Genomic DNA, 24535 nt, shown 5'->3' with positions numbered 1-24535 from the left:
AGCATGCCTGGCAATGGCCCATTCAGCGGCGGCGTCACCCGGAGGGCCGTGGTTGCGGCAACCGTGGCCGTCGGCATTGCCGGCGTCGCCATGGCGATGGCGGCGCCGTTGCAGGTCAAGGAATATGCGCGCGCGCTCTGGTTCATGGGAGCGCCGCGCCCGGCGCCGGACGGGCCGTTCGCGGTCGGCCGTCGTGAGGTTGCCCTGACGTTGCCGTCCTGGGGCCGCGTGACCGTGGTTCTCTGGTATCCTGCGGCGGCCTCCCAGGCAGGGTCTATCGACCGGGCGTGGCTTCGCCTCCGCAATCCGACATCCGCGCCCTTCTCGGAAAATGCGCCCTGGGCGGAGGCGCAGCGGCCGTTTCCGCTGATCGTTCATTTTCCATCATGGTTCGGGCGCGCGCCCGAAACCTCCTTCAATCTGGCGGAACTGGCCAGCCACGGCTACGTGGTGGCGGCGCTGGATGACATTATTCACCTGAACAGGCGGGAGGGCGTTGCCGGCAAGCTCCAGACGGCGTCATTCGACGTCACGTCGCCCGCAGCGTTCAGGGCGTCCCAGGCTCCGGCGGCGCAGCGGGCTGGTCTCGAGGCGCGCTTTGGCCAGGATGTGCTCGACGCGCTGCTGGCGCATCCGTTGACCGGATCGCATATCGACGCGAACCGCATCGGCGCGTCGGGTTTTTCATTCGGCGGCGCCGCGGCCCTGGAGCTCAGTCTCGCCGATCCGCGCATCCGCGCCGTGGCCAACCTCGATGGCCTGGTTCTGGGCGAGGCCGCGCGCGTTGGCGTGCTGGCGCCTTATCTCTTCCTGTCTGCGGATATCGAGCCGCCGACCGCCGGGGAGCTGAACCAGCCTGATCTCGCGGCCCGGTTCGACCGCATGCTGGACGGCGAGGTTCTGGCGTTTCAGAAACGGCAGGCTGCCAAGCCGGATAATTTCACGTTCTTCATCAAGGAAACCAGTCATCTGGACTTTACGGATCGTCTGCTGATGCCGGCTTTTGCCCAGACGTTCCATCCCTCCAGGCGCGACCGTTCCGAAATCTGGCGCCAGATCAATGGGCGGCTGCTGGCTTTCTTCGACCGTTATGTCGCGGCCCAGCCTGAGGCGCCAGGCAAGGCGCCTTCCGGCGCCCAGCTCCTGAAACGGAGCTCGTTGCCTGACAACGGCGCGGCGAAGGCGCCGAGAATGCCGTCCGCCGGCGCGAAGTGAACAAGCTGCCATTGTGAGGGCGCTTCGGGCTGCCCGGCCAGCCGCAGCAGCCGTGGCGGAGCGTCTGGCGCCAGCGTGACATCGAAGGCGTCGAGCGGCTGCGCCAGGCCCAGCCCCAGCGCCTTGATCACCGCTTCCTTGCGCGTCCAGCAGCGATAGAAGCCCTGCAGCCAGTCCTGCGGCGACAGGCGCGACAGTTCGGCCTGTTCCGCCAGCGAGAAGGAGTGGCGCGCCACCTCCTGCTCCACGGGCCGCACCTGCTCCACATCGACGCCGATGGGGCAACGCCAGCCGATGGCGAGGGCCCCAAGGTCCGCTGTATGACTGAGATTGAAGAAGGGCGCGCCGGCGCCGGCCAACTCCGGCTTTCCCCAGGCGTTGTTGACGAAGACAAGGTCTGCTGGAGGGCGGCCGAGCGTCTCCCCCAGGATGCGGCGCATGGCGCCATGCGCGACGATGTAACGGTCGCGATGCAGGTCATATACGAACCGCGCGGCGCGCTCCCGCTCGTCCGCTGACAGCAGGCTGGCGAGCATGTCGCGCGCATGCGCCGTGGCCTGAAGGCTGAATAGCCAGATGGAGACGCCGCGCCGGGAAGCGGGTTGGTCCAACGTCACTGTGCGCTCCATGATGCATCGCCGTCAGGCGCGATAACATAGCCGCGTTGTGCGCTGTCCTCAAAGCGCCGGCATCTGGCAGGCGCCAGCCGCCGCGCCTCCCGGCCGCATGACCGAAACGCCATCGGTCATAGGGGCGGTATCCCTCCTTTTTGCCCTCACGTCGTACTTACTCCCCGTTTTGATATGTGCCGGAAATCAGAAGCCCCATGGTACTTCAGGGCGATCCGCAGCAGATCCCGGATCGTCTGGAGCGCGGAATGCAGGTAGACGTCGATTTTTCGCTGGCGCTGAACGATCGCACCGGGAAGCTGTTTCTGGGGCGGGATATTATGGCCGCGCTGGGCGGCAAGGTCGGCGTCGTGCATTACGGGCGTCTGCGCGCCTGCCCCGCCAATAATTTCATCCGGCGCCTGGCCGGACGGCTAACCCATGAGGAAACGCTGGCGCGCGTGTTCCGGCCTGCGCTGCTGGCGCCGTTGCCGGCGGTGCGCGATCCGCATCCGACATTGCATCTTGACCCGCTCAGCGTCGTTCGCCACCGCCTTGAGCGCCAGGACATCGTGCTCTGTCACGACGTCGGTCCAGTCACCCATCCCCAGTACTACGCGCCGAATGTCGACAGGCTGTATGCCCATGCATATGGGCTCATCCAGCGGGCGCGCCCTCACATGGTGTTCGTCAGCAAAACGTCGCAACAGGAGTTTCACCGCCTGTACGGTGAGGACTATGCGTCATCCCAGGTAATCTACATTCCGACCCGTCCCGGGGTGCAGGCCGGACCCGAACGGCAGCCCGCGGGCATTGCGGCCCCGTTTCTCCTGACGGTAGGCAGCGTTGGCGATCGCAAGAACCAGGTTCGCTGCATTGAGGCTTTCGCAGCCAGTGGTCTTGCCAGCAAAGGCTGGCGCTATGTCCTGATTGGGGGCGACGAGCCTGGAGCCGAAGCGGCCCGCCAGCTGGCGGAGCGCACGCCAGGCGTCATGGCGCCTGGATACGGGACGGACGCTGAACTGCGCTGGCTGTATCGCCACGCCGCGGGGTTCGTCCTGATGAGCCTCATGGAAGGGTTTGGCATGCCTGTCATCGAGGCAACGGAGTATGGCTTGCCGTGCCTCGTCTCCGCCTCGAGCATACTGACCGAAATCGGCGGCGCGACCATGTTGCAGGCCGATCCGCTCGATCCGGCGTCGATTGCAGCAGGCATGCAGGCGATTGCCGGAATGTCAGCAGAAGAGCGGGCGCTGCGCCACGCAGGCGCGGCAGAGCATATGAAAAACTTCGGGCAGGCTGCCATTTTCGAGCGTTGGCGGACCCTCATTGGCAGCGTTGCCCGCCAGGGCGCGTGACCAATGCGCTTTCATGTCGCCTGGAGCGCTTTCTGGGCCAGACAGCGTCGTAAAGGCGATCAGAACGCGCTCAAGACACGGAAAACTGAAGCAATTCCCATCCATATTGGTCGGAAGCGCCTCAATGCACGCAGGGGTTATGATGGAACACAAGTGTTTCTCATGGAGCGTCGACAATGTTGCGCCCATGGTTCAGGCGCCGTGGGCATGATGGCGGGCGCGCCCCTGGCAACTATCGCCATCTGCACGCACGACCGCTCCGGGAGCGTGGCGGCGTGTCTGGCTTCGCTCGCAGCCCAGGCGGCGCAGGCCGGGTTTCCGGTTCTGCTGGTGGACAGCGCCTCGTCCCCGGCTGAAGCCGAAGCGCTCCGGGCGATAGCGTCAGCCTCGGGGGCCGAACTGGTCCGCTGTGCTGAGGCGGGATTGTCGCGGGCGCGGAACCTCGCCGCGTCGCAGGCGCAGGGCCAATGGATTGTCTATGTCGATGATGACATCCTCGCTTTCCCCGACTGGGCGGAGGAGCTGGCGGCCTGCCTGCGCGCCGCGCCTGACGATGTCGTGGCGATTGGCGGTCAGGTGCGGGCGCTCTGGCCCATGGACGTCAGGCACGGTCACATCGGTCAACGCTGGAAACAGCTGTTGTCATGCACCGATCAGCCTGGATCGGGGCCCGTGCCGGGCTTCAACGTATTTGGCGCCAATCTCGCGGTCCGGCGCGCGGCGTTGCAGGCGGTTGGCGGTTTTCCAACGCGACTTGGCAGGATCGGCAAGCGCCTGATAAGCGGCGAGGAATCGTTCGTGATCGAGCGCCTGCGCCAGGAAGGGCTGCGCGTGCGCTATGATGCGCGGTTTGGCGTTGACCATTGCATTTCCCCGGAACGCATGACGGTTCCATGGGTAAGGCAGCGGGCATATTGGGAGGGCGTTTCGCGCATTCGCATCCATCAGGAGCTTGGCAAGCCTCTGCCTGCATCCCTGAACCCGGTCAAACTTGCAGCGAGCCTGCCGCTGCTGATGGGACTTGGCGCCGTCAGTCCGGAGTTCGCCATCCGCTGCGCCATGGCGTGGGGATCTCTCGCCGCCCTGCTTTCAATCGCCTGAATTACCGGCGGCGGTCGCCTGGCCGTGACGAGCGCCCTGCGCCTTGCAGAACGCGCGTCTTGCAGGGGAGGGCGCTCCGCCGTCCGCCGCCTTGATGCGCCCGCAGGCGCGGCGGCCGGGCCCGTTGAGGCGCGGGCGCGTCCTGTCCCCGGTCTGGGCAGGGCAGATGCGACGCCAGCCCGGCTCCCATTGTGGAAGCCTTCCTTTTGATCTGAACTCAGCGGCAAGACATGCTGCGCCCTGGCGCTGCCAGCCGTATGGACAGGGGCTGTCGTGCGCCAGCGCGGCCATGTCGTTGCGGAGCCATGTCTGGCGCGTCTGGCGGCGTATCGACCGATCCGGGACCATGACCGGCGCAACTGCGGGAACCACCGCGCCCTGACGCCTTGTGCATGCATGAACATTGCCGAACGGCGCCCGGAGGCGCGTGGCCTCGTCGCGATGCGTTGCATGCGGGTTATGTTGATGTGCGCAAAAGGACGTATGCGCTCGAATGTTGATTGACAGACTTGACGTCAAAAGTCGTATATTGATCGCGAATATGCCTGATTGGCGCCGCTTTTGTGTCTGGAACTTCGGTTGCCTGACAAATATTTAGGCAAAATTACGGAAAAGTCGTTATTTTTCAACTATTACGAATGCATGGCGTCAAATTTTCCAACAGCTGAAAAGCTTTGACTTGGCTATGATCACGAAAACGTGAACACCTAAAGGATAGGGCCCTGACCGTCTGGGGGTAGTGCGCGTCCTGCCGATTTGTCTGCGCGGATTCAATAGAAAGAGCGATCACCGTTTTGTTATGCGGCGGATTTCGTGCGGGCTGGATGGGGCGCGGCATGAAACGATGACTGATAACATATTCGTGATTATAAAAAATCAATCAATATAATTTGCATAACCAGATTAATTATTTATTAAAATTCTCGCGATCTCAAGATATTTCTTGTCAACCAGTGAGGGTGTATCAAATTATTCGTACTAATTCATGCTGTTTTATATCTCAGAAGCATGGCCGTTACGGCAAATTTCCTACAACTTGACAGTTGTCCTGCATGGAACAAACGGTTCCGTCGGTGCTTTCTGTTTCTGACGATGATAAAGTGCCAACACAGGCCAGATGCGCACACAGAGGGGGATGGGTATCCAGCGTCGACCTTCGGGAACTCCGGGGCGGGATGATCTCATCAATACACAAATCTTCTCATGTGCAGGCAATTCGGGGACGTGCATCCGTTCGTTGTGGGACGGGTTTCCGATGTTGGCAATTGCTGCGTGCAGTCATGCGTTCAGTCCGGGCAGTTGCTGCTTTTGGGACGGGACATCTGCGCCTGCGGTTGCTGACGCGCCTCGCGAATGAGGGTGAAGCGCGCGCATCGGGAGTATGGCGGCGACAGGAGGCAACCGTGACAGAAACTGCTGCAATGATCGACGACCGGAAGCGGCCCACCATGACGAATGGCTGGTCGCCAGCAATGCGACCCGACGCCGGGCGGCGCAATGGTTTGGCGGCCCCGCGCGGCGCTGACCTGGCGGAAGATTATGCGATGGAGCCGGCTGCGCCATGTACGGTGGTGATCGAGCCGCGGATCTTCTTCCGGGATTGTGTGCTGGCTTCGCTCGAGAATGTCGCGCCGGCAACCCGCTTTCTGGCCTTTGGGTCGGTTGAGGAATGGGCTGGCAGCGATGCCGTGCTGGCGACAGACCTCGTGGTTTTGTGGCGCGCGGCGGACGAGGCGTCCTCGGGCGGCATTGAGGATATCGCCAGGCAGGTCGCGGCGGTTCGCCAGGCCTCGCCGGATGCGCCCCTGGCCCTGATGTCAAATCATGAAGATCTGGATTTCGTTCAGAAAGTCATGGATGTCGGCGCCAATGCCTTCATTCCCACCAGCCTCGGCCTGAAGGCCACCATCAGGGTGTTTGACCTGGTGCGGGCCGGCGGCGCCTTTATTCCGGCCTCCTGCCTTGCCTCGGCGGCGCGTCCGCAGGCAGCGCAGGCGCCCGGCTCGGCGGAGCTGGCTGGCCTCTTCTCGCCAAAGCAGCTCGCGGTTGCCCGCGCATTGCGCAAGGGCATGCCGAACAAGCTGATCGCCTATGAACTCAACATGTGTGAGAGCACGGTCAAGGTGCATGTCCGCACAATCATGAAGAAGCTCAAGGCGCGCAACCGGACTGAAGTGGCGTTCCTGACCCAGAGCCTGGGCGCGACCACCTGACGGATACGCCGGTCGGGCATGCCGGATGGGCGCGTCTGACCGGCTGGGAGCCTGTGTCCGGATCTGACGGCGGGCTGTGTCTTTTCTCGCACGCATACCGGCGCGCATACAGGAAAACTGTCCTGAAGCGGACCAGGCGGAATGCTTCCGTGCTCTGGAATGTCCCGGGACGCGCCGGTCTGCGAGCTCTCGGCAATCTTTGGGGGGATATCTATGGCGGCGCTATCATCCGTTGCGCGCATTTCATTGTGCCGCACCAGCGTCGGCGGATTCATCGGCCAGTTGCCTGGCGCCCGCGCCGCCTATGGTCGCTGGGCGTTGCACCGGCGGGACGTCGGCGGCATGTTCAGCGGCTGTTACGATTCCTGGGATGAGGCGATGGAAGCCATCCCGCCCGGCCGGCTGGCGGGTTGGGACAATGACGCGGCCGCCGCGATATTTGACGGTCCGCTGTCGCGACAGCCCAGCGTTTACGCCGCGATTTTCTGGTTGTCGCAGCTGTTGCGGCCGGGCGACCGGGTTGTTGACCTTGGCGGCGGCGCCGCCATCACGCAGCGGATATATGCGGCGCGCGCCCCCCTGCCGGAGCGGACCAGCTGGACTGTCGTGGAAACGCCAGCGGTGGCGCGTTTCGGCGCCAGCCTGGTTGAAGCGGGCGAATTGCGCGACGTGACTTTTGTCGATGATCTCGACGCGGCGGGGCCGTGTGACGTGTTCTTCTCCGCCGGGGCCATGCAATACATGGCTGACGGTCTTGGCAGGCTGGAAAGTGCGCTGGCGAAGCGGCCCAGGGCCGTCGTGCTGAACAAGCTGTCGTTGTCAGATGACGCGAGCTACTGGACCTTGCAGAACTTTGGGCCTGCCGTCTGTCCATATCGCGTGTGGCGCAGGGAGGACTTTATCGCGGCGGTTACAGGTCACGGTTATGCCCTGGTGGACGCCTGGGACGTTCCCGAACTGTCCTGCGACATCCCTTTCCATCCGCAGCTTTGCGTGCCGTCATTTTCCGGTCTGACTTTCGTCCGGGCGGATGCGGCGACCTTCTGAGGGAGCCGGCGAGGACGGCGGGCTTCTGTTGACGGAGCCGGCGCGGGTTCTTGCCGGGCGCAGCTGATGCGCGCGCCCGGCCCGCCAGCGCGGATACAAGCCCAGGCGCCTTGAGGTCCGGAGCCTCGGGGTTGCGGATCAGGGCCTTCCGGCGCCGCCGGGGAGGCGGCGCAACAGTCCGGTCATCAGGGCCGCCATGCCGACGCCAGCCCATGCGCCAAGGCAACTCCCCAAAAAATCCGCCATACCGGGCGTCCGCCCGGGCACCAGGGCCTGGCTGATCTCCAACGCGCCAGCAAGGGCCATCAGCACGCCAGCCAGATACAGGCGCGCGCGGGGCTGTTCCACGGCCAGGCCAATGCATGCGGCGGTGAGGAAATAGGCGAGGAAATGTTCGCCCTGCTTGGGCAGCGGCGTGCGGGTTTGCATGTCGCCAGGAATCAGCGACAGCCCGACAATCAGACAAATTGCCAGAACGCCGCCAGCACGCGCCGCGATCCGGACGAGCGCCAGGGCGCGCGCCCCGTTGAAGCTGATTTGACGTATGGGAAGATGCGGCGCTCGCGGCCGGTCCATTTCACGCACTGATCGATCCGTTTCATGACGCCCGGCGGGACAGTGACGCCAGGCAGGGCGAGACTGAAGATGACGGTGGTTCATGCGCCGTCGAGGAACAGGCCCTGCGTGCGAAACGCCACTTCTGTCCGGTTTTTTACCTTCAGCTTCTTGATGATATTGCGGACATGAACCTTGACCGTGCTTTCGCTCATGTTCAGCTCCACCGCGATCACCTTGTTTGGCTGGCCCTTGCGCATCGCGCGGGCGACCTCCAGCTCCCGGGGGGAGAACAGGTTCAGCAGTTGCTTGTCGGAAGGGCCGGCGTCGTGGGGGCGGCCGGCGGCCAGAAGGTTGGCGGGCACATAGACGCCTCCGGCGCGTATGAGCTTGAGCGCATGCACCGTGACTTCCAGGGAAACGCCTGGTGAAAGGTAGCCCCGGGCGCCAAGACGGATGATCTCGCTGGCCTGGTGGGGATCGTCATGGGCCGCGAAAACCGCGAACGGCAGGTCAGGCGCAACTTCGCGGGCCGCGGCGATCTGCGGCGACAGCTGGTCTGACAGGGAGGCTCCGGGAGGGACGCTGCTGCAAAACAGGATCAGGGAGGTCGCGTGGGGCGCGCCTTCCAGCGCCCATGTGGCGACGTCCGGATAAGTCTCGATGGGCGTGGCGGGGTCGAACGCCGTCAGGGAAAGGGCAATGCACTCGCGCACCAGCGCGCGGGGTTCGATCAGCACTGTCATGCCATCGCCATGCCCCCTGTTTTCCGTCGCGGCGCCATTGGCGCCAGGCCGGTCCACGGTTCCCAGGACGCCATAAGGAATCATTGGCGTGCTCCGGCGGGCGCGCCCGGGCCGCGACGCGGGCGGTTGGCTCGCGCCAGTTGCAGGTCGCGCCGGATGGCGCGGTTGAGCAGGACGCAGAACATGCGCGACTCCTGGGAGACCCGTGGTTGACCAGTGCGGGAGAGCTGCGACGACGCAGCCGCCCGGTCCGTTATGTTCAATGGCCAGGTGGACGAAGTCACCGCGCCAAAACGGGCAGACGCTCCTATCCCTTTGGTCAGTCTGACGCGACGTCGTCTCATCAGAAGTTGCGAAGCCGCCGCATGGGGTTGGGGAAACCCCCGCGGAGACTGGTCATGTCAAAGCTTGCGCCCCCTGTGCGCCTGGCGAAAGGCGTCGCCCGCCGCTGACGCGCCCTGGTCCATCAACCGCCTACCTCGTTTGGGCGTGTTTGGCGTGGAAGGGGGTGAACCTAGAATTTGCCGGCGCCGATTGACCTGGTCGGAGGGCTGGCTCACCCACGCCAGCCGTGACGGGATCACGCATATGGGTGATGGACGATGTCATGGCTGCAGACCGCAGAAACATTCCCGCTGTTGTCCCCGAGTCTGGCGGCCGGGAGCAGGCCCGTGCGCCAGGCAGGCGTGAGTTCCTGGAATTGCGTGAAATTGGCGCGCTGCTGCGCCGCTATGGACCGCTGGTCGGCGGCGCTGCGTTCGCGGGGCTGATCCTCGGCGCCATATGGGCGTTGATGACGCCCGCCGCCTACACGGCGACCGCCCAGCTGGTGATTGATCCGAAGGCGGTGCAGCTTTCCCGTGAAGAGGCGCGGGAGCAGTCGGGCTCGATTGAGGCGGCGCAGGTTGAAAGCCAGATGGCGGTGATGCGCTCGGACCGCATTGCGGAACTCGTCATCAACCGGCTCAATCTGACAAAGGAGCCGATGTTCGCCGGCGCGGTGCGTGGCATTGAATCGCCCACGGTGGCGACGCAGGTGGCGATTCGCGTTTTCGCGCCGAAACTCGACGTGCGCCGTCAGGGCCTGTCATACGTCATTGACGTTTCATTCACGGGCCCCGAGCCGGTCCTCGCCGCGAAAATCGCCAATGCGGTCGCGGAAGCCTATGTGGATGACGCCCGGGATGCCCGCACCGCAGCCGCCCGCGTTGGCTCGGAATGGCTGGAGCGCCGCGTCGCCCAATTGCGCCAGAACATGAACGAAGCGGCGCTGGCCCTGCAGGAGTTCAAGGCCGGCCGCGACTACCGCATCTATCGCCGCCAGCCGCAGGGACAGAATCAGGCGCCAGGAGCGCAAGGTCCCGGCGACGCGCGGGCGGAGCAGAACGTGCGATTTGATCGCAACACCCTGGATGAGCTTGAGACGACGGCGCAATCCTACCGGAAGATCTATGAAACCGCCCTTCAGGGCTATGCGGAGGCGGTGCAGCGCCAGTCCAACCCGCTGATCGAGACGCGCATGCTCACGCCGGCGACGAAGCCGCTGGGCAAGAGCCATCCGCGCACCAAGCTGATCATGGCGCTGGGCATGCTCATGGGCCTGCTCGGCGGCGTGGGAGCGGCGGTGCTGCACTGGAACCTCGACTCCAGCCTGCGCTCGACAGCAGCGGCGCGCGAGGCGCTACTGGCGCCTTGTCTTGGCCTGTTGCCCATGCAGTGGCGCCCGGCCCTGCGCCGGAGCTGGCTGATGGGCCGCAGCTGGCGGGCGCGCCTGCGCTTCCTGCTGCTGCGCCTGATCAGCCGTCGCCGTTCGCAGGCGATCACCCTGTTTCGCAAATGGGACTTCGTCAGGCCTGATCCTTTCCAGCAGGCGATGGCCAATGTCATGACCCTGATGGCGACGCTGGAGCGGCATGAGAATGTGCGGGTGATCGGCGTCACCTCGGCGCGGCGCGGCGAGGGCAAAAGCACGATCGCCAGCAATCTGGCCTGCCTGCTGGCGGGATCAGGTTTCCGGATTCTGCTGATCGACGCGGATTTCCGGCGCGGCGCCATCAGCCGGGCCGCCGGCTTCAGCGACAGCGGCAATGGCCTGGCTCATGTCCTTCTGGGGCGGGCGCACGTGCGCGACAGCGTGGTCATGGCGCCCAACTCTGGCGTGGCGCTGTTGCCGGCGGAGGCCAGCGCCGGCGCCACGTTCGACGCCCTGCTGGGATCAGGCGCCATGTCGCGTTGTCTGGAAGATGCGCTCGCAGGGCATGATCTGGTGATTGTCGATCTGCCGTCGATGGAGGAAAGCCCCGGCGCCATGGCCGTGGCGCCGCTGCTCAGCGGCCTGCTGATGGTGGTGCAGTGGGGAAGCACGCCAGCGGATGTGGCGGCGAACGCGGTGGAGGAATTGCGCGACGCCGGCGGCCGCATTATCGGCTCGATCCTCAACAAGGCGGCCGCCTGAGCTGCGACTGCCAGGGAGCGGCCAGCACTGTCTGGCGTGGCCTCCCTTGTGCGTCCGTGCAACCTGGGCATCCAGGCAGGGCCGCCAGACGTCGCTGACCGGCCGGCCGCTGCGATCCGGATGGCGCGCTGGCGCTGCCCTGGCGGCGAGGGGATCGGGCGTCCCGCCGCCTGCAAATAAGTCCAATCCTTGTCCAGCCTGGCATCGGGCGGCGTCATGCCGGATGCCGTTTGGCCTCACCCTCGGGAAGCGCATTCCGGACGGGCGTGGCGTGTCCGCAAGGACGCGTCAGGCTGATATGGCGCCTGCGGGTCCTGGATGCGCCAGCGCCCTCGCGACCCGGCCTGATTTCCGTTTCAGCAAGGCGCGGGCTCCGGGTCAGGGATGACAGCTCCTGCTCCTGCCCGCGCGTTCCGGGCCGCGCCCGAAACCGGGCCGCCTGACGCGCGGCGGGCCAGGGGCTTCGGGAGCGAACGCCAGGGCAGGCGCAGGGCGCTCCAGTTCCTCTTGCAATCAGTCCGCAACGACGCTGCCCGCCACGGGTGTGGCGGGCAGGCAGGGCGGGCGTGGCGATGGGGTGAGATGGGCGAAGGCGCCGTGGCGTCACGCGATGCGCCGCCGAACGGGGGAGATGTTGCCGCCGTATGGCGCCCCCTGCATGCGCAGTCTGGAAGCGCGGCGCAAACTCCATTCGTGAGGCTTGAGTTTGCGCCAGTCAGGCGTCGTTGCGCAAAATGGCCGCGTCCCTCAGTTGAGCGCCACGGGCGCCCGCTCCGGGCGGTTGGCGGCCCTTGCAGGCGCGGCGGGTGAACCATAGGTCGCCGCCGCCGCTGCCGCAGGGTCGCGTTGCGGAGGCGAGGGCATGGTGACCTTGACCATGTCGCCAGGGCCGACGGGCGTGCTTTCCGTCGCGACGACGGTTTCTCCGGGCGTCGCGGCGCGGACCAGGGTGAAGATCAGTCCCTGCCGCATGGCGTCGCGCCGCGCGCCGCTGGCGCCGCCGGTCATGGCTTCCTGCAGCAGGTCCTCATTGACCACGCGCCGGTTTGCCAGCTCCCGCAGGCGCTGGTCGGCTTCGCGCAGTTCAACGGCGATTTCACCCTCGCGCTTGCTACGCAGTTCGACCAGGCTGATTTCCGCGCGCGACACTTCTTGCCTGGCGCGCAGAATGCTGGTTTCCAGCCGCAGCCTGTCGCCTTGCAATTGCGCCATGGTGCGCTCCAGGGCGAACTGGCGCGGCGCGGCGGCAAGCCCCTTGCCGACGAGGCTGGCGACGCCCTCCAGCTCCTTCTGCACCAGCTGGGTCTGCCGGGCCTCGGTGTCGAGCTGCGCGGCCAGCGATTCCCCTTCTTTCTCCAGGAATGACTTGAGACTTTTCAGGGCGTTCGTCTGGGTGCGAAAGGCGTCGCGCCGGGTCGTGAAGATCAGCGTTTCCTGCTCAAAGGCGTCGCGCGCCCGGGAGCCTTCCTGCGCCAGCTCGGGCGGCATGGCGAAGGAGTCGGCCTCGGCCGCTTCCGCCTTCAGCCGCGCCTGGCGCATCAGCAGCGCGGTGCGGGCCAGGTTGAGGTTTTCGAGTTCGCCGCGCGCCGAGATGGCTTCCCGTTGCCGGGCGTTGAAGTCGATCGAGCGCACCTCGCCGCCAGCAAGGGCCAGGGCCTGAAGCACCGTGAGGTCCGGACGGAAGGGGAACTCGCCAGGCTTCATGACGTCGCCTGTGATGTAGAACGGCCTGTACTGCATGACTTCGACCGTGGTGTCGGGCTTTTGCACCAGCTGCATGCGGTTGCGCAACGCCTCGCCGACCGCATTGGCCACGGCGGATGGCGTGAGGCCGCCGGCGTCGATTTCGCCCACCAGCGGCAGGGACACCTTGCCGTTGGCGCCGACGAGAAACTCGTCGTTCAGGCCTTCCCACTCGACAATCTTGTCCTGGGCCGGGCGCCATTCGTACACCTTCACGCGAAGGCGGTCCTGCGGTCCCAGCAGATAGTCGGCCGCCAGGGCCGGCGAGGCGGCGAAAGCCGTGGCCTGAAGCAGGCCGGCGATCGCCAGGGTGGAACAGATGGCGCGCCGTTTCATGAGCATGTGTCCTGAAGCTGGAGGGTATGTCGGGGGGCGGCCTGGTCGCGGCGGTTGCCCCATGGCGCCGGCAGGGGGCGCAGCGTCTCAATGTGTATGCCGGTGCTGTCCGGCGCAGGCGTCAGCGGGTTCGCGTCAGGATGCGCCGGGCCTGGCGCCTGGAGCATGATCTGGCGGGACAGGCGGGACAAAGGTCGCCGCTGCGCCTGGCGGTGCGGCGTTCCGGCGGCCAGCCGCTGCGGCTTGATCATGGCGAATATGACAGTGTCCTGCATGTGCGAAACCCGGTCTGGAGCCTCCGGACGCCCGCGCCGCGCCTCCCGTCCCGCCGCGTGCGTTCAGGCGGCTTTCGCCGGCGACTGGCGCTCCGGCATAACGCTGCGGCGCGTGGGCGCCCGGATTGCTCTCAAAGTGCGCACGGCCGGTCACCGGGCCGAGTACCGAAATGGGTCCGGACGAGGCGCCAACCGACGCTGGCAAGGCGCAAAAGTTGTATGCCCGGGCGGCAGACCCCGCTTTTGGATGAGTTTGGGCAATGCGCCGTCATCCCGATAGTTCGGGGACCCGCGCCGGCAAGCGCGGGCCGGATCACCGGGCGTTTGCGAAGGCTTCCGCGATCCGTGATGTGGACCAGAACCGGATTCTCCGGGTCCTGACGGGCCCTGCATCTGGCGATCAGACGCGGCAGGCGTTCATGACCTTGATTCCCATGCCAGTGACGGCGACGACACAACCTGGAAACGACAATCGCGGCGTTGTCCAGGGCGCGCGCGCGGCTGGCTGGCGGCAGCCGCGACCCCTTCCGGGCGACCAGTCGATCGCCCTCGTCCACGACTGGTGCCCGTCATTCCGGGGCGGCGAGCGCGTGCTGGCTGAACTGGGCAGGACCTTTGGCGCCCGCGATCTGTATACATTGTTCGATTTTCTGGACAGCGACACCCGGGCGGTGCATTTCGACGGCGTCCGCTTTCATACGTCGGCGGCCAATCGCTGGCCGGGCGTGCGCAAATATTACCGTCATCTGTTTCCGCTTTGCCCGCTGCTGATGGAGCAGTTCGACGTCACGAATCATGACGCGGTGATCTCTTCGTCCGCGGCCTTCGCCCGCGGCGTCATCACCAGGCCGGACCAGCCGCACCTGTGTTACGTGCACAGCCCGGTGCGCTACGCGTGGGACGAGCAATTTTCCTATATGGAGCAACTCCGGCTGGGCAACGGCCCCAAGGGGTTGCTCTACCGGGTGCTGATGCACCGCCTGCGAAACTGGGATACGCGCACCGCCTGGGGGCCGGACGTGATGGCGGCCAACTCCAGCTATGTCCGCGCCCGCATCCGCCGGATCTACGGGCGCGACGCCGAAGTGGTGTTTCCCCCGGTCAGCGCGCCGGATGAGGCGTGGAGCGCGGAGAAGGACGATTATTACGTCACGGCCTCGTTCCTGGCGCCTTACAAGCGCACCGATCTCGTCATTCGCGCTTTCAACGCCATGCCGAAGCGGCGTCTGCTGGTGGTGGGCGAGGGGCAGCAGGCCAGGACCCTGCGTGATCTGGCGGGCCCCAACGTCGTTTTCACCGGCTTTTTGCCGCGCGATGACTATTTCCGGACGGTGGCGCGGGCGCGGGCGTTGGTATTCGGCGGCTGCGAAGATTTCGGCATCGCCCTGGCGGAAGCGCAACTGCTCGGCACGCCGCTGATCGCCTTCGGGCGCGGCGGCGCCGTCGACATCGTGCGCACGCCAGACGAGACGGATGATCCGACGGGCCTGCTGTTCAGCCGGCAGGAGGAGGCGGCGGTTATTGGCGCCGTTGAAGCCTTTGAGGCGGATCGCGCCCGCTTCGCGCCCGCCGCCTGTCGCGACAATGCCGACCGCTTCTCCGTCGCGCGTTTTCAGGCCGGAATCCAGCGGGCCTTCGACATGGCCCAGGAAACGGCCAGGAACGCCACGCGCGGCGAGCGTTAGCGCGCCCGCCGCGTCAGATCAGAAAGTCCCCGCGCGTCCGGTGAGGCTGTTTTCGCCGCGCCCTTGCGGCGCATCGGGCAGACGTTTGCGTCCGTCCCCGCTCAATCCCGCAATTGCTCCGGGTTGCTCACGCCATCGAGCCTCGCCATCAGGTCGAGCCAGGCGAGGGCCGAATCGGTCCAGCTGAACAGCGCCGCCCGCGCCTTGCCGATGCCCGTCAGCTTGAAGCGCAGGCCAGGATCGGCGCGCAGCATGCGGAAGGCTTCCAGCCAAGCTTCCGGCTGATCGGGATCCGCATACAGCACGGCGTCGCCACAGATCTCCGGCATGCTGGCGCGGTCCGAGGTGACGACCGGGCAGCCAAGCGCCATTGCCTCAAGCGGCGGCAGGCCGAAGCCCTCGGCGAAGGAGGGAAAGGCGAGGCAGAGCGAGCTGCCTGTCAGCGCCGCCATCTGGTTGTCGGTCAGCCGCCCAAGCGCCATGACATTGCTGGAGGTCGCCGCCGCGCCGCTCCCCTGAAACACCCGGGTATCCAGGGAGCCGACAAGGGCTATCCTGAAGCCAAAGGCTTCAAGGCGCGGCGCCAGCGCCAGCAGCATGCCCACATTCTTGTGCGGCGCCGGGCTGCCGATGACGACAATGGTGTCGGCGCCCGCCGCCTTGCGGGTTGCGTCGGAGTGGCGTGGGGTCCAGCGCAGCGCATGCTCGTGACCATTCGGGATCACGCTGATGCGGTCGACCTCCGCGAGGCCCCAGTCCGCGATCTGCCCGGCCGCGTAATGCGAAACGGTGACAAGGCGGGCCGCCCGCCGCGCCGCGAGGGGCGTGACATAGCGGTGGTAGAGGCGGAAGGGCAGGGAATAACTCTGCGGAAACAGCCGCGTATTCAGATCGTGAATGCAGAGGATGGTTCTGGGGTGCAGCAGCGGCGCCGTATTGCACAGGCAAAGCAGGCCAGCGTCGCGCGCCTGGCCGGGCAGGATGGCCTGTTCCCACAGATGGCCTGAGCCGGGACCGGCGCGCCGCACCGGTATGTTGGGAAAGCGGTCCCCGGAAATGGCGCTGTCGAGGCCCCCTGGCGCGATGATTTCGACGGCGAGGTCCTCGGTCAATGGATGACGCTGCTGGATCAGGCGGTCCATCGCCGCCAGTATCTCTGTGGCGTAGCGTTGAACCCCCGTCAGGGGTTGCCCCAGAAAACGACCGTTGATCTTCCAGGTGCGCGCCATAAGTGTCCGTCCCGCCTGACGACGCAACGCGCGCCGACGTGCGCACTGTTGGCCCGAGCCCCGGATTTCGCCATGCTGGCATTGGACGTAAGGGGGGATGGCCTTTCTACGTCTTCCGGCGACAGGCGTGTTCCGGCCGGCGTAGCAGGCATCGCAAGGCCAGCTTGCCTGGCGCGCGATTCAACCCGATCACAGGGCAGGAACAGCGGATGACGCGATGCCCCCGATGCGCAAGTGGACTATAAACGGCGATTTTCTGACCCTGTCGCCCAACGGGGTGGCGCGCTATGCGCGCGAGGTGACGACAGCCATCGACGAGTTGCTGGCGGCGGGCGGTCCGCTTGCCGACGGGCTTGAGGTGACGCTGGCGACGCCCGTTGACGGGCATGATCTGCCGTTACGTCATATCCGGACGGTTCACGTCCCCGAGTTCCGCCGCCCGCGGCTCCCCCAGGTTTGGGTGCAATTGCAGCTGCCGCGTCATGCGCCAGGCGGCCTGCTGAGCTTCTGCAACCTGGCGCCGGTGGCGGTGTCGCGGCAGATCGTCTGCATGCACGACGCCCACACCTGGCTGATGCCTGAGAGCTATGGACGCATGTTCCGCCTGGCGCATCGCGCCATCATGCCAGTGCTTGGCCGCCGGGTGCGCGCTGTCGCCACCGTGTCGCAGCATGCCCGCCGGCAACTCGCGGCGCTCGGCGTCGCCCCGGAAGACAAGATCGCCGTGGCCTGGAATGGTTGCGATCACGCTTTGCGCTGGCGGGCGTCGCGCTCGCCGCGCGATTATCGCAACCGCCGCCCGTTCGTGCTCTGCATCGGCCGCAACCAGCCGTACAAGAACATGGATCTGATCTGGGCGATCGCGCCGGCGCTCGCCGCGCGGGGCATCGAGGTGCTGGTGGCGGGCGAGGCTGGCGACGCCGCAGCGTTGCGCCATGGGCCGAACATCGTGGCCCTGGGGCGCATCAGCGACGATGAGCTGGCGGCGGCCATGGAGGCGGCGCTCTGTTTCGTGTTTCCGACGCGGATCGAAGGATTTGGCCTGCCTGCCGTGGAAGCCATGGCGCGGGGCTGTCCGGTCATCGCCTCCACCGCCGACGCGTTGATGGAAGTGTGCGGCGGCGCGGCTATCCACGTCGATCCGGATAATCCCGATGGATGGACCGCGGCGATCATTCGCCTGCTGGAAAATCCGTTTGAGCGCCTGGCCATGGTGGCGGCCGGGCGGGCGCGGGCGCGGCTGTTTACCTGGCGCGGGGTGGCTGAAACCTGGCTGGGGCTGATGGCCGCCGTTGATGGCGTGCCGGTGGGGACGCCCCGGGATGCCGGCGCGGGCGCGGCGGCGCCCGCCATGGCCGGCGCCTGAAACCAGGCGGCGCGTTTCGCCGGAAGGGGCCGCCCTGCCGTTGCGCAGAAGGCGCCCGGTTCAGTGCCGGTGGTTCTGGCCTGGAGCGGCTCCCGATCGATATCAATCGGGAGCCGCTCCAGTTTCTTTTGTATTGCGCGCATTCCGGGCGGAAAGCGCTTTAGCCGGCGCCCTCGATAACTTCGCCAAAGCGTTGCCAGCCCTTGCCGTCGAAGCGCATGAGCTGCACTTCGCGGATGGGGAAGTAGTTGGTGGGGCTGGTATTGATGCGGACGCCAGGCAGCAGCATGGGCAGGGCGACGTCTTTCAGATTGGTCGCCTGTTTCATGACGTTTTCCCGCGAAAGATCATTGCCGCACTGGCGCAGCACGGTCATGAGCGCTTCGGACACCAGATAAGCGTACTGGTTGTAGCCTTCGAGTGGGTCGCCTTCCGGGAAGTATTTTTTCATGAAGGCAATATAGTCGATAATGGACTTGTCCTGAGCCCACATGGGATCAGCTACATCCTTCATATATCCGGACGAAATCACGCCGAGGGCGCGTTCAGGCCCCGCCGGATTGATGACGCCCTTGATGGAAGCCGCGCCGTTGGCCATGAAATGCATGGGCTTCCATTGCAGTTCATGCACCTTGCGGATGGATTGGGCGACGAATTTGGCGGTCGTGCCAGAGAGCAGCACGTTGGCTCCCGTCGCCCGCAACGCCACCAGCTGCGAATCGATCGTGGGATCCGTGACCTCATGGGAGATGGCTTTGGCCTGCGTGTCGAACCTGTCCTTGAGGACGTCGCGCACGCCGGCGACATAGTCTTTGCCGAGATCGTCGTTCTGGTAAAGAATCGCGAAGATGGCGTTGGGGTTCTGTTGCAGCGCGTATTTTGTGTAGACCTGCGCCTCGATGCGGGCATTGGGCGCGAAGCCCATCGTCCAGGGGTGGTTTTTGTAGTCGCCCCATTTGTCGCCGTTTACCGCGAGGAAAAGGTGCGGCGTCTTCTTCTGGTTGATGTATTTGACCACGGCGGAATTGGGGGCCGTGCCCAGCATGCCGAAGAGGAACGCCACGCGGTCGTTCTCGATCAGCCGCCGCGTCTGCTCCACCGTCTTCGGTGGGCTGAAGCCATCATCATAGATGATGAAGCGGATCTTGCGCCCCGCAATGCCGCCCTGTTCGTTGATCATATTGAAATAGGCGGCCTGGCAGCGCGCCTGCGTGCCGAGCGCCGACACCGGCCCGCTCAGCGACGTGGTGGTGCCGATCGTAATTTCGCTGTCGGTGACGCCGGTCAGATCGCCAGCGAAGGCCCTGCCCGCAAACGGCATGGCGCACAACGCAGCCACGCCGCCAAGGACGTGGCGCCTGGTGGGTTGGGTCATCAATTTCCTCCCGGATACATTCTGTTATCTGTTATTGCGCGAAGATGGCACAGGTCGGCGCCGTGGAACAGTTGTTCCGCGCGCGCGATGACAAATTACGGTCCAGCGGGCCGATCGGGTTGGGACGCGGGCGCGAAAAACCGGGCCCGGGTCAGGCGGCTTCGCGCGCCAGGGCTTTTTGCACGCTGGCGTCCGCCGCCAGCTGGTCGCGCCGCGCCGGTACATGCCGCAGGTCGCCGCCGCCCGGCGGCAGGCCGGAAGCCCAGCGGATCACAGGGAAAACAAACGCGTCGATGACCAAACGGCGATCTGGGGTCCGGGCGCGGTTCGCCAGGTGGGCGTCGGGCCGGCCTCGGCGGCTGCGCACCAGCGCCTGCGCCGCCGCCTTCATCACCTGCCGCGCCCCCCGGCGCTGGCGTCGGTTACAGGGTGCGCCGGCGCCAATATCGGAGCGAACGCCGGATGCAGGTCGCCGGTGATGAAGGATGAGCAGCGACGCCGTCTGGCGGAGCTGTCTTTGGGCTCATGTCTTTGGGCTCTTGCCAGTCGTCATCGCCTGGGGAACGATGTGACGCGCGCGGAATGCGTATTGCGGAGAACCAGATGCGCAGGGCGATTGTGACGGGCGGTTCGGGTCTTATCGGCGCGGGCATATGCGCTGCCCTGGCCGCCGCCGGCTGGGAGGTCGCCAATTTCGACCTGGAAGATGGCGGCTGCGAGGATGCCCGCTTCGTTCCCTGCGATGTGAGCGACGAGGACGCCGTCGCGGACGCTTTCGCCGAACTGGAGTGGACCAGCCTCGACCTGCTGGTAAACAACGCCGGCGTCGCCGCGCCGGTGACTGGTCCGGTGGCCGACCTTTCCCTCGACAAATGGCGCCGCGTCATAGACAGCCATCTGACAGGCGTTTTCCTGATGACGCGCGCCGCCGCGCCGCTGCTGCGGGAAGGCGCCGCCATTATCAATATGGCGTCGACCCGCGCTTTCATGTCGGAGCCGTTTACCGAGGCTTACGCTGCGGCGAAGGGCGGCGTTGTCGCGCTGACCCACGCGCTGGCCGTCAGCCTTGGCCCGCGTATCCGCGTCAACGCCATCGCGCCGGGGTGGATTTCTGACTCGCCCGATCTTGCCGCCGCCGATCATGAGCAGCATCCGGCTGGCCGGGTGGGGCGGCCCGAGGATGTGGCCGGCGCGGTGCTGTTTCTCGCCGGCGCCGGTTTCATCACCGGCGAAACGCTGACCCTGGACGGCGGCATGAGCCGGCGCATGATTTACGCCGAGTGAGCCGCACGCATGGCGTTGAGCCAGCGCCAGTTCACCTGGCCGTCGAGCGCGCTGTTTGCGCGGTCATGCCCGCTTCCTGTGGCGGGCGCTCTGCCGAAGCTCCCAGGCGTCACGCCGCGTCCGGCATTCTGGTGGCCGGCAGCGAGAGCACAAACGCCGGCGCGTCCTCGCCGGAGGTCCGGACATGCAGCGCTCCGGCGCTGCGGGCGAGAAACGCGAACAACTGCACCCATTCCGGCGCCAGTTCCGCAGCTTCCAGTATGGCGCGCAAATGGCTGGTGAAGGCGCTGCTGTCGGCAGCGCCCGACAGTGTGATCGTGACGTGCGGATCCACGCTGACCGGCAGATCATGCCAGGCAGGTCGCCCGTCGGCCAGCGCAACGCGAATGTCCGGCGCAGACTGCGCGCCAGATGCCCGGAGGCTGGCTGCCAGGGTTGCGATGGCGGCGTCGAAGCCGGCCGCGTCGGCGCAGACGGACAGGCCCGGTGCGGCTTTCGCCCGCCCGGCGAGGCGATCAGCCACGGCGAACGTGGTGCGCTTCGGCGCAGCGCTGCGCGCCAGGGTCTGCAAGGAGCCGACGAGTTTCGCGGCCCGGTCGGTGGCGTCGTGAATGGCGAGCAGATAGCGGCCCCGGCGCGCTTCGGGGAGATTTGGCATCCCCAGCAGTTCTGCGGAGCTTTGGAGCACGGTGAGCAGATTGTTGAACTGGTGCGCGGTTTCACGCATCGCCACGCCCAGCGCCTCGGGTCCCCACGCCTGGTCCAGCGCAACGGCTGCCCGAAGCGCGGCTTTCTCCAACGCCGCCTCAACTGTGGCTGCAGGCAGGAGGGGGGCAGAACCAGGGGGCGTGTCTGTCATCGTCGGGCGCCTGCGTTGTGACGGGAGCCATGACAACCCCCGGTGATGATGGCTCAGTCCCCAGGCGTTCCGGCAACGCGGAACTTCTTCCACTGGCGGCGCAGGTCGGCCATCGTCGCCTGCTGCGCGACGGCTTGCCAGCCGAGCGTCGCGCCCGCCGCGAGCGCCAGCTCGTCGCCCATGCTGGCGTTCTCGCGTCGCAAGCCATGGAGCAAAACGACCGCGCCATGGAGATCGTTGTAATGGCCGAATGCATCCTGAAGCTGGGCCAGCCGTTTTGCAAAGCGCCTGTTTTGGCGCCCGCCGGCCAGGAACGGCTGAAACACTTCCGCCATGTAGCGCAGCTTTTTCAGTGCGAGGCGGACCCGGTGCAGCGCGGCCGCATCGAGGCGCGCAAAGCCGCGCCCCTTCTTGCGGACGTTGCGGTAGCGTTGGCGGAACATGCGGCGGGCTGCGTTTCGGGCGGGCGCATCGAATTCGGCAATCACATTATCGGCGACGCCGTCGCGCCAGCCGCGCCGGACGATCCATCCGCCAAGCGCAATGAGAAAAAGGGCGCAACGCCTGGAGGCGATGGCGGCGCGAGCCTGCTCCTGCGCCTGGCTTCGCATGGCGTCGATATGGTCGACAAGCGCCGTGAAGTCCACGTCCGCTCCACAAACCGTCTGGGCTTCACGTAGAACGCCGGTTGCGAAAACGTCGAGATTGCGGGCGTGCCCCAGCTCCGCCATCAGCCATCTGGCTTCAGCCCGCAGCTCCGCCAGGCCTGTTGGGGCGGCGATGCCATGGATCACGCCCAGCAGCGAGCGGATGCGCCGTAGCGCCACGCGCAACTGGTGCACGCCTTCCGGGCTCGCGCCAGCTGACGCTGCCTCCAGATTGCTCATGGCGTGGGCGTACATGGCGTGCAGCGCCGCGCCCAGCGCCGCGTCAAGGCTGGCTCCGGCGTCGATTTCCACTGGCTCGGCCCTGGCCGCGCCAGGCGCCCTGCCCAGCGCCAGATCGTAGCCCCGGGCAGCCTTCGAGCGGATCGCCAGGCGCAAGGCATGTTCACGCGTCAGGGCCTCTGCGAGTTCGAAGATTACCGCCGGGGCGCCGGAAACCAGCTCCATCTCGATTTCACAAATGGGTGCGCTACGGCCGCCAGAAACGATCTCGCCGCTGTCGGCCGCGATTTCGACAATGCCGTCTGGCGTGTGCAGCCGCTGCGTCTGGCGGGTCACAAGCGTTGAAAACAGTGGACGCAGGGCGCTGAGGTCCACATCCTGGCCGCCGACCCGGACCAGCCAGGCCGCCAGTTGCTCCCTGTCCAGGTCAGGGCTGCCAACAGGCGCATTCCATTCGTTGCGGCCAAAGGCTCCTGACGTATCGTCCGCCCCAGGCGTTTTCAGAGTCATCACATAGGCGCCAGCCTTGCCGCGGCGCACGCGCAACGCCCATTTGCGCCGCAGCAGGATGTTGTCGGGCGTATCAAAATAAGTCGCTTCCAGCTGTGTCGTCTCAGCTGGACCCGCAGCGTGTCGCGCAAGCACGGATGCATGGCTGGCGGCCTTCAGCGTGCGCGCATCACAGAGCAGTTTGATTTCGACCTCCGCAACGGGCGCCGAAGCATCAGCTGCAGGTCTGGCCGGACTTTCGGTGGAGGCGTCCGCACCGGAAGCGGCGGGCTGGGTTTGCTCGCTGGCGGATCGTCCGCCCACGGTCTCCGGGGTCATGGCCAAAGTCTCCAGAGCGCCAGCTACCCAGAATGTGCACTGGCTGAAATGGCATTGTCGGCATGGGCGTGGAAACCGCAAGCGCCATCTTGCCGCTGCGCAATGCCGGATCTCACCCGGATGCTGAATTTGTCAGCCGTTGTTCCCAGGCGAGGGCGGACCCCACGATTTCGTCGATGGAATCGTGCAGTGGCCGCCAGTCCAGCAAGCTCTGGATGCGGGCCGTGCTCGCGACAATCCGGGCAGGATCACCGGCGCGGCGCGGCGCGGTTTCAACCGGCAGGGGACGTCCCGTGATGCGCTCGACGGCGCGGATGACCTCAAGCACGGAGAGGCCCCGGCCATAGCCGCAATTGGCGACGAAGCTTTCCCCGCCATTCCGCAGATGCCGCAGCGCCTGGACGTGGGCCTGCGCCAGGTCGGTAACATGGATGTAGTCGCGGATGCATGATCCATCCGCCGTGGGATAGTCGGTCCCGAAAACCTGCAACTGGTCGCGCTTTCCGAGCGCCGTCTGGCAGGCGACCTTTATGAGGTGCGTTGCGTTCGGCGTGGATTGGCCGGTTCGACCCTGAGGATCGGCGCCGGCGACATTGAAATAGCGCAGCGCGGCATACTTCAGGCCATGGGCGCGGGCGGCGTCCTGCAGCATCCATTCCGACATGAGTTTGGACCGCCCATAGGGGCTGACAGGGGCCAGCGGCGCGTCTTCATCAACAGCGCCGTCGCCAGCGTCGCCATAAACGGCTGCGGTGGAGGAGAAGATGAAATGTCTGATGCCCCCGGCGACCGCCGTCTCTATAAGAGAGCGCGTTTTGACCGTGTTGGCGAGGTAATAGCCCAGCGGATCCGCGACGCTGTCAGGCACCACGATGCGGGCGGCAAAATGGGCTATGGCCGTGACCTGATGCTGGCGCAGCACATCCGCCATGCGGGCCTGATCGGAAATGTCGGCCGTGATGAACGTCGCCGCTTCGGGAGCAGCCGCGCGCTCGCCGGTTGACAGGTCATCGACCACAACGACGCGCTCACCAGCATCACACAGGGCGTGCGCCATGTGGCTGCCGATATAGCCTGCGCCGCCAGAAACCAGCACTGCCATGATTGCTCCTTTCGCTAACAGGGCGCGCGTCACCGGAACTGCGCCCCGGAAGGAATTCCTGGCAGGCGGGAGGAGGGCGGTAAAGCACATTTCCGGATGAACGCGGGGTAATCACGCGCCCGGGTTGCGCGAAAGATAAGGCGCATGTCGCTGGCGTGGGCTCCAGGATGCATCGGCCTGAACGAAAACATGCAAGCCGAATGGGGAGGTCAGATGCGAGAGTGTTTCGATATTCCAATGGGTTACTGATCGTTACGTTTGTTACCTC

Annotated in this window: 19 protein-coding genes and 1 pseudogene; 9 read left to right on the top strand and 11 right to left on the bottom strand. The window is 65.9% G+C overall.

All coding sequences use genetic code 11. The annotated features are described in order from the left end of the window. Positions 1 to 3 precede the first annotated feature (3 nt). On the top strand, positions 4 to 1215 hold the full coding sequence (locus ACERNI_RS17015; RefSeq protein ID WP_448834435.1) for an alpha/beta hydrolase family protein: 1212 nt from the start codon (positions 4 to 6) through the stop codon (positions 1213 to 1215). Between the two features lie 56 nt (positions 1216 to 1271). Here ACERNI_RS17015 and ACERNI_RS17010 read toward each other — a convergent pair. Beyond that, positions 1272 to 1655: pseudogene (locus ACERNI_RS17010) on the bottom strand (4'-phosphopantetheinyl transferase family protein); the annotation flags it as partial. Positions 1656 to 2041: 386 nt separating this feature from the next. On the opposite strand from ACERNI_RS17010, the gene ACERNI_RS17005 reads away from it, so the two are divergent. From ACERNI_RS17005 to ACERNI_RS16990, 4 genes are all read left to right on the top strand, one after another. Then, positions 2042 to 3181: a glycosyltransferase gene (locus ACERNI_RS17005; protein WP_448834434.1), complete on the top strand. Its 1140-nt coding sequence runs from the start codon at positions 2042 to 2044 to the stop codon at positions 3179 to 3181. A 207-nt stretch (positions 3182 to 3388) separates the two neighbouring features. Further along, positions 3389 to 4282, top strand: a complete 894-nt coding sequence (locus ACERNI_RS17000) for a glycosyltransferase family 2 protein (RefSeq protein WP_448834433.1) — start codon at positions 3389 to 3391, stop codon at positions 4280 to 4282. A 1403-nt stretch (positions 4283 to 5685) separates the two neighbouring features. Then, complete coding sequence (locus tag ACERNI_RS16995) at positions 5686 to 6495, top strand: helix-turn-helix transcriptional regulator (protein WP_448834432.1); 810 nt, start codon at positions 5686 to 5688, stop codon at positions 6493 to 6495. Between the two features lie 213 nt (positions 6496 to 6708). Next, entirely contained in the window at positions 6709 to 7542 is an 834-nt protein-coding gene (locus ACERNI_RS16990; protein WP_448834431.1) for a methyltransferase, TIGR04325 family, read from the top strand. 138 nt (positions 7543 to 7680) lie between these two features. Here ACERNI_RS16990 and ACERNI_RS16985 read toward each other — a convergent pair whose 3' ends face one another. Further along, positions 7681 to 7971: a VanZ family protein gene (locus tag ACERNI_RS16985; protein WP_448834430.1), complete on the bottom strand. Its 291-nt coding sequence runs from the start codon at positions 7969 to 7971 to the stop codon at positions 7681 to 7683. A 227-nt stretch (positions 7972 to 8198) separates the two neighbouring features. Then, positions 8199 to 8927, bottom strand: coding sequence for a LuxR C-terminal-related transcriptional regulator (locus tag ACERNI_RS16980; protein ID WP_448834429.1), 729 nt, complete (start codon positions 8925 to 8927; stop codon positions 8199 to 8201). A gap of 523 nt (positions 8928 to 9450) precedes the next feature. Here ACERNI_RS16980 and ACERNI_RS16975 point away from each other — a divergent pair. Next, the gene (locus ACERNI_RS16975; protein ID WP_448834428.1) at positions 9451 to 11298 is read left to right on the top strand and encodes a polysaccharide biosynthesis tyrosine autokinase; all 1848 of its coding nucleotides are present in this window, start codon (positions 9451 to 9453) and stop codon (positions 11296 to 11298) included. 747 nt (positions 11299 to 12045) lie between these two features. On the opposite strand, the gene ACERNI_RS16970 is transcribed toward ACERNI_RS16975, so the two are convergent. Beyond that, on the bottom strand, positions 12046 to 13377 hold the full coding sequence (locus ACERNI_RS16970; RefSeq protein ID WP_448834427.1) for a polysaccharide biosynthesis/export family protein: 1332 nt from the start codon (positions 13375 to 13377) through the stop codon (positions 12046 to 12048). Beyond that, positions 13374 to 13652 carry a hypothetical protein gene (locus ACERNI_RS16965; protein WP_448834426.1) on the bottom strand — a complete coding sequence of 93 codons (279 nt, stop codon included), beginning with the start codon at positions 13650 to 13652 and terminating at the stop codon, positions 13374 to 13376. The genes ACERNI_RS16970 and ACERNI_RS16965 overlap by 4 nt, the downstream gene beginning before the upstream one ends. Before the next feature lie 434 nt (positions 13653 to 14086). Here ACERNI_RS16965 and ACERNI_RS16960 point away from each other — a divergent pair, with 434 nt between their 5' ends. After that, positions 14087 to 15337 (top strand): glycosyltransferase, encoded by a 1251-nt coding sequence (locus tag ACERNI_RS16960; RefSeq protein WP_448834450.1) that lies wholly within the window; start codon positions 14087 to 14089, stop codon positions 15335 to 15337. Positions 15338 to 15438: 101 nt separating this feature from the next. On the opposite strand, the gene ACERNI_RS16955 is transcribed toward ACERNI_RS16960, so the two are convergent. Further along, entirely contained in the window at positions 15439 to 16566 is a 1128-nt protein-coding gene (locus ACERNI_RS16955; RefSeq protein WP_448834425.1) for a glycosyltransferase family 4 protein, read from the bottom strand. A 217-nt stretch (positions 16567 to 16783) separates the two neighbouring features. On the opposite strand from ACERNI_RS16955, the gene ACERNI_RS16950 reads away from it, so the two are divergent. Continuing rightward, positions 16784 to 17932, top strand: coding sequence for a glycosyltransferase family 4 protein (locus ACERNI_RS16950; protein ID WP_448834424.1), 1149 nt, complete (start codon positions 16784 to 16786; stop codon positions 17930 to 17932). Between the two features lie 160 nt (positions 17933 to 18092). Here ACERNI_RS16950 and ACERNI_RS16945 read toward each other — a convergent pair whose 3' ends face one another. After that, positions 18093 to 19307 carry an ABC transporter substrate-binding protein gene (locus ACERNI_RS16945; protein WP_448834423.1) on the bottom strand — a complete coding sequence of 405 codons (1215 nt, stop codon included), beginning with the start codon at positions 19305 to 19307 and terminating at the stop codon, positions 18093 to 18095. 151 nt (positions 19308 to 19458) lie between these two features. Then, positions 19459 to 19701 (bottom strand): hypothetical protein, encoded by a 243-nt coding sequence (locus tag ACERNI_RS16940; RefSeq protein WP_448834422.1) that lies wholly within the window; start codon positions 19699 to 19701, stop codon positions 19459 to 19461. 209 nt (positions 19702 to 19910) lie between these two features. On the opposite strand from ACERNI_RS16940, the gene ACERNI_RS16935 reads away from it, so the two are divergent. Next, positions 19911 to 20591, top strand: a complete 681-nt coding sequence (locus ACERNI_RS16935; RefSeq protein WP_448834421.1) for an SDR family oxidoreductase — start codon at positions 19911 to 19913, stop codon at positions 20589 to 20591. A gap of 109 nt (positions 20592 to 20700) precedes the next feature. On the opposite strand, the gene ACERNI_RS16930 is transcribed toward ACERNI_RS16935, so the two are convergent. From ACERNI_RS16930 to galE, 3 genes are all read right to left on the bottom strand, one after another. Continuing rightward, positions 20701 to 21324, bottom strand: coding sequence for a histidine kinase dimerization/phospho-acceptor domain-containing protein (locus ACERNI_RS16930; RefSeq protein ID WP_448834420.1), 624 nt, complete (start codon positions 21322 to 21324; stop codon positions 20701 to 20703). 179 nt (positions 21325 to 21503) lie between these two features. Next, complete coding sequence (locus ACERNI_RS16925; RefSeq protein ID WP_448834419.1) at positions 21504 to 23165, bottom strand: CYTH and CHAD domain-containing protein; 1662 nt, start codon at positions 23163 to 23165, stop codon at positions 21504 to 21506. Positions 23166 to 23277: 112 nt separating this feature from the next. Next, positions 23278 to 24267 (bottom strand): UDP-glucose 4-epimerase GalE, encoded by a 990-nt coding sequence (gene galE / locus ACERNI_RS16920; protein ID WP_448834418.1) that lies wholly within the window; start codon positions 24265 to 24267, stop codon positions 23278 to 23280. Between the last annotated feature and the right edge of the window lie 268 nt (positions 24268 to 24535).

The organism is Camelimonas sp. ID_303_24 (assembly GCF_053543495.1).
This window is presented reverse-complemented; position numbering and strand designations above follow the sequence as displayed.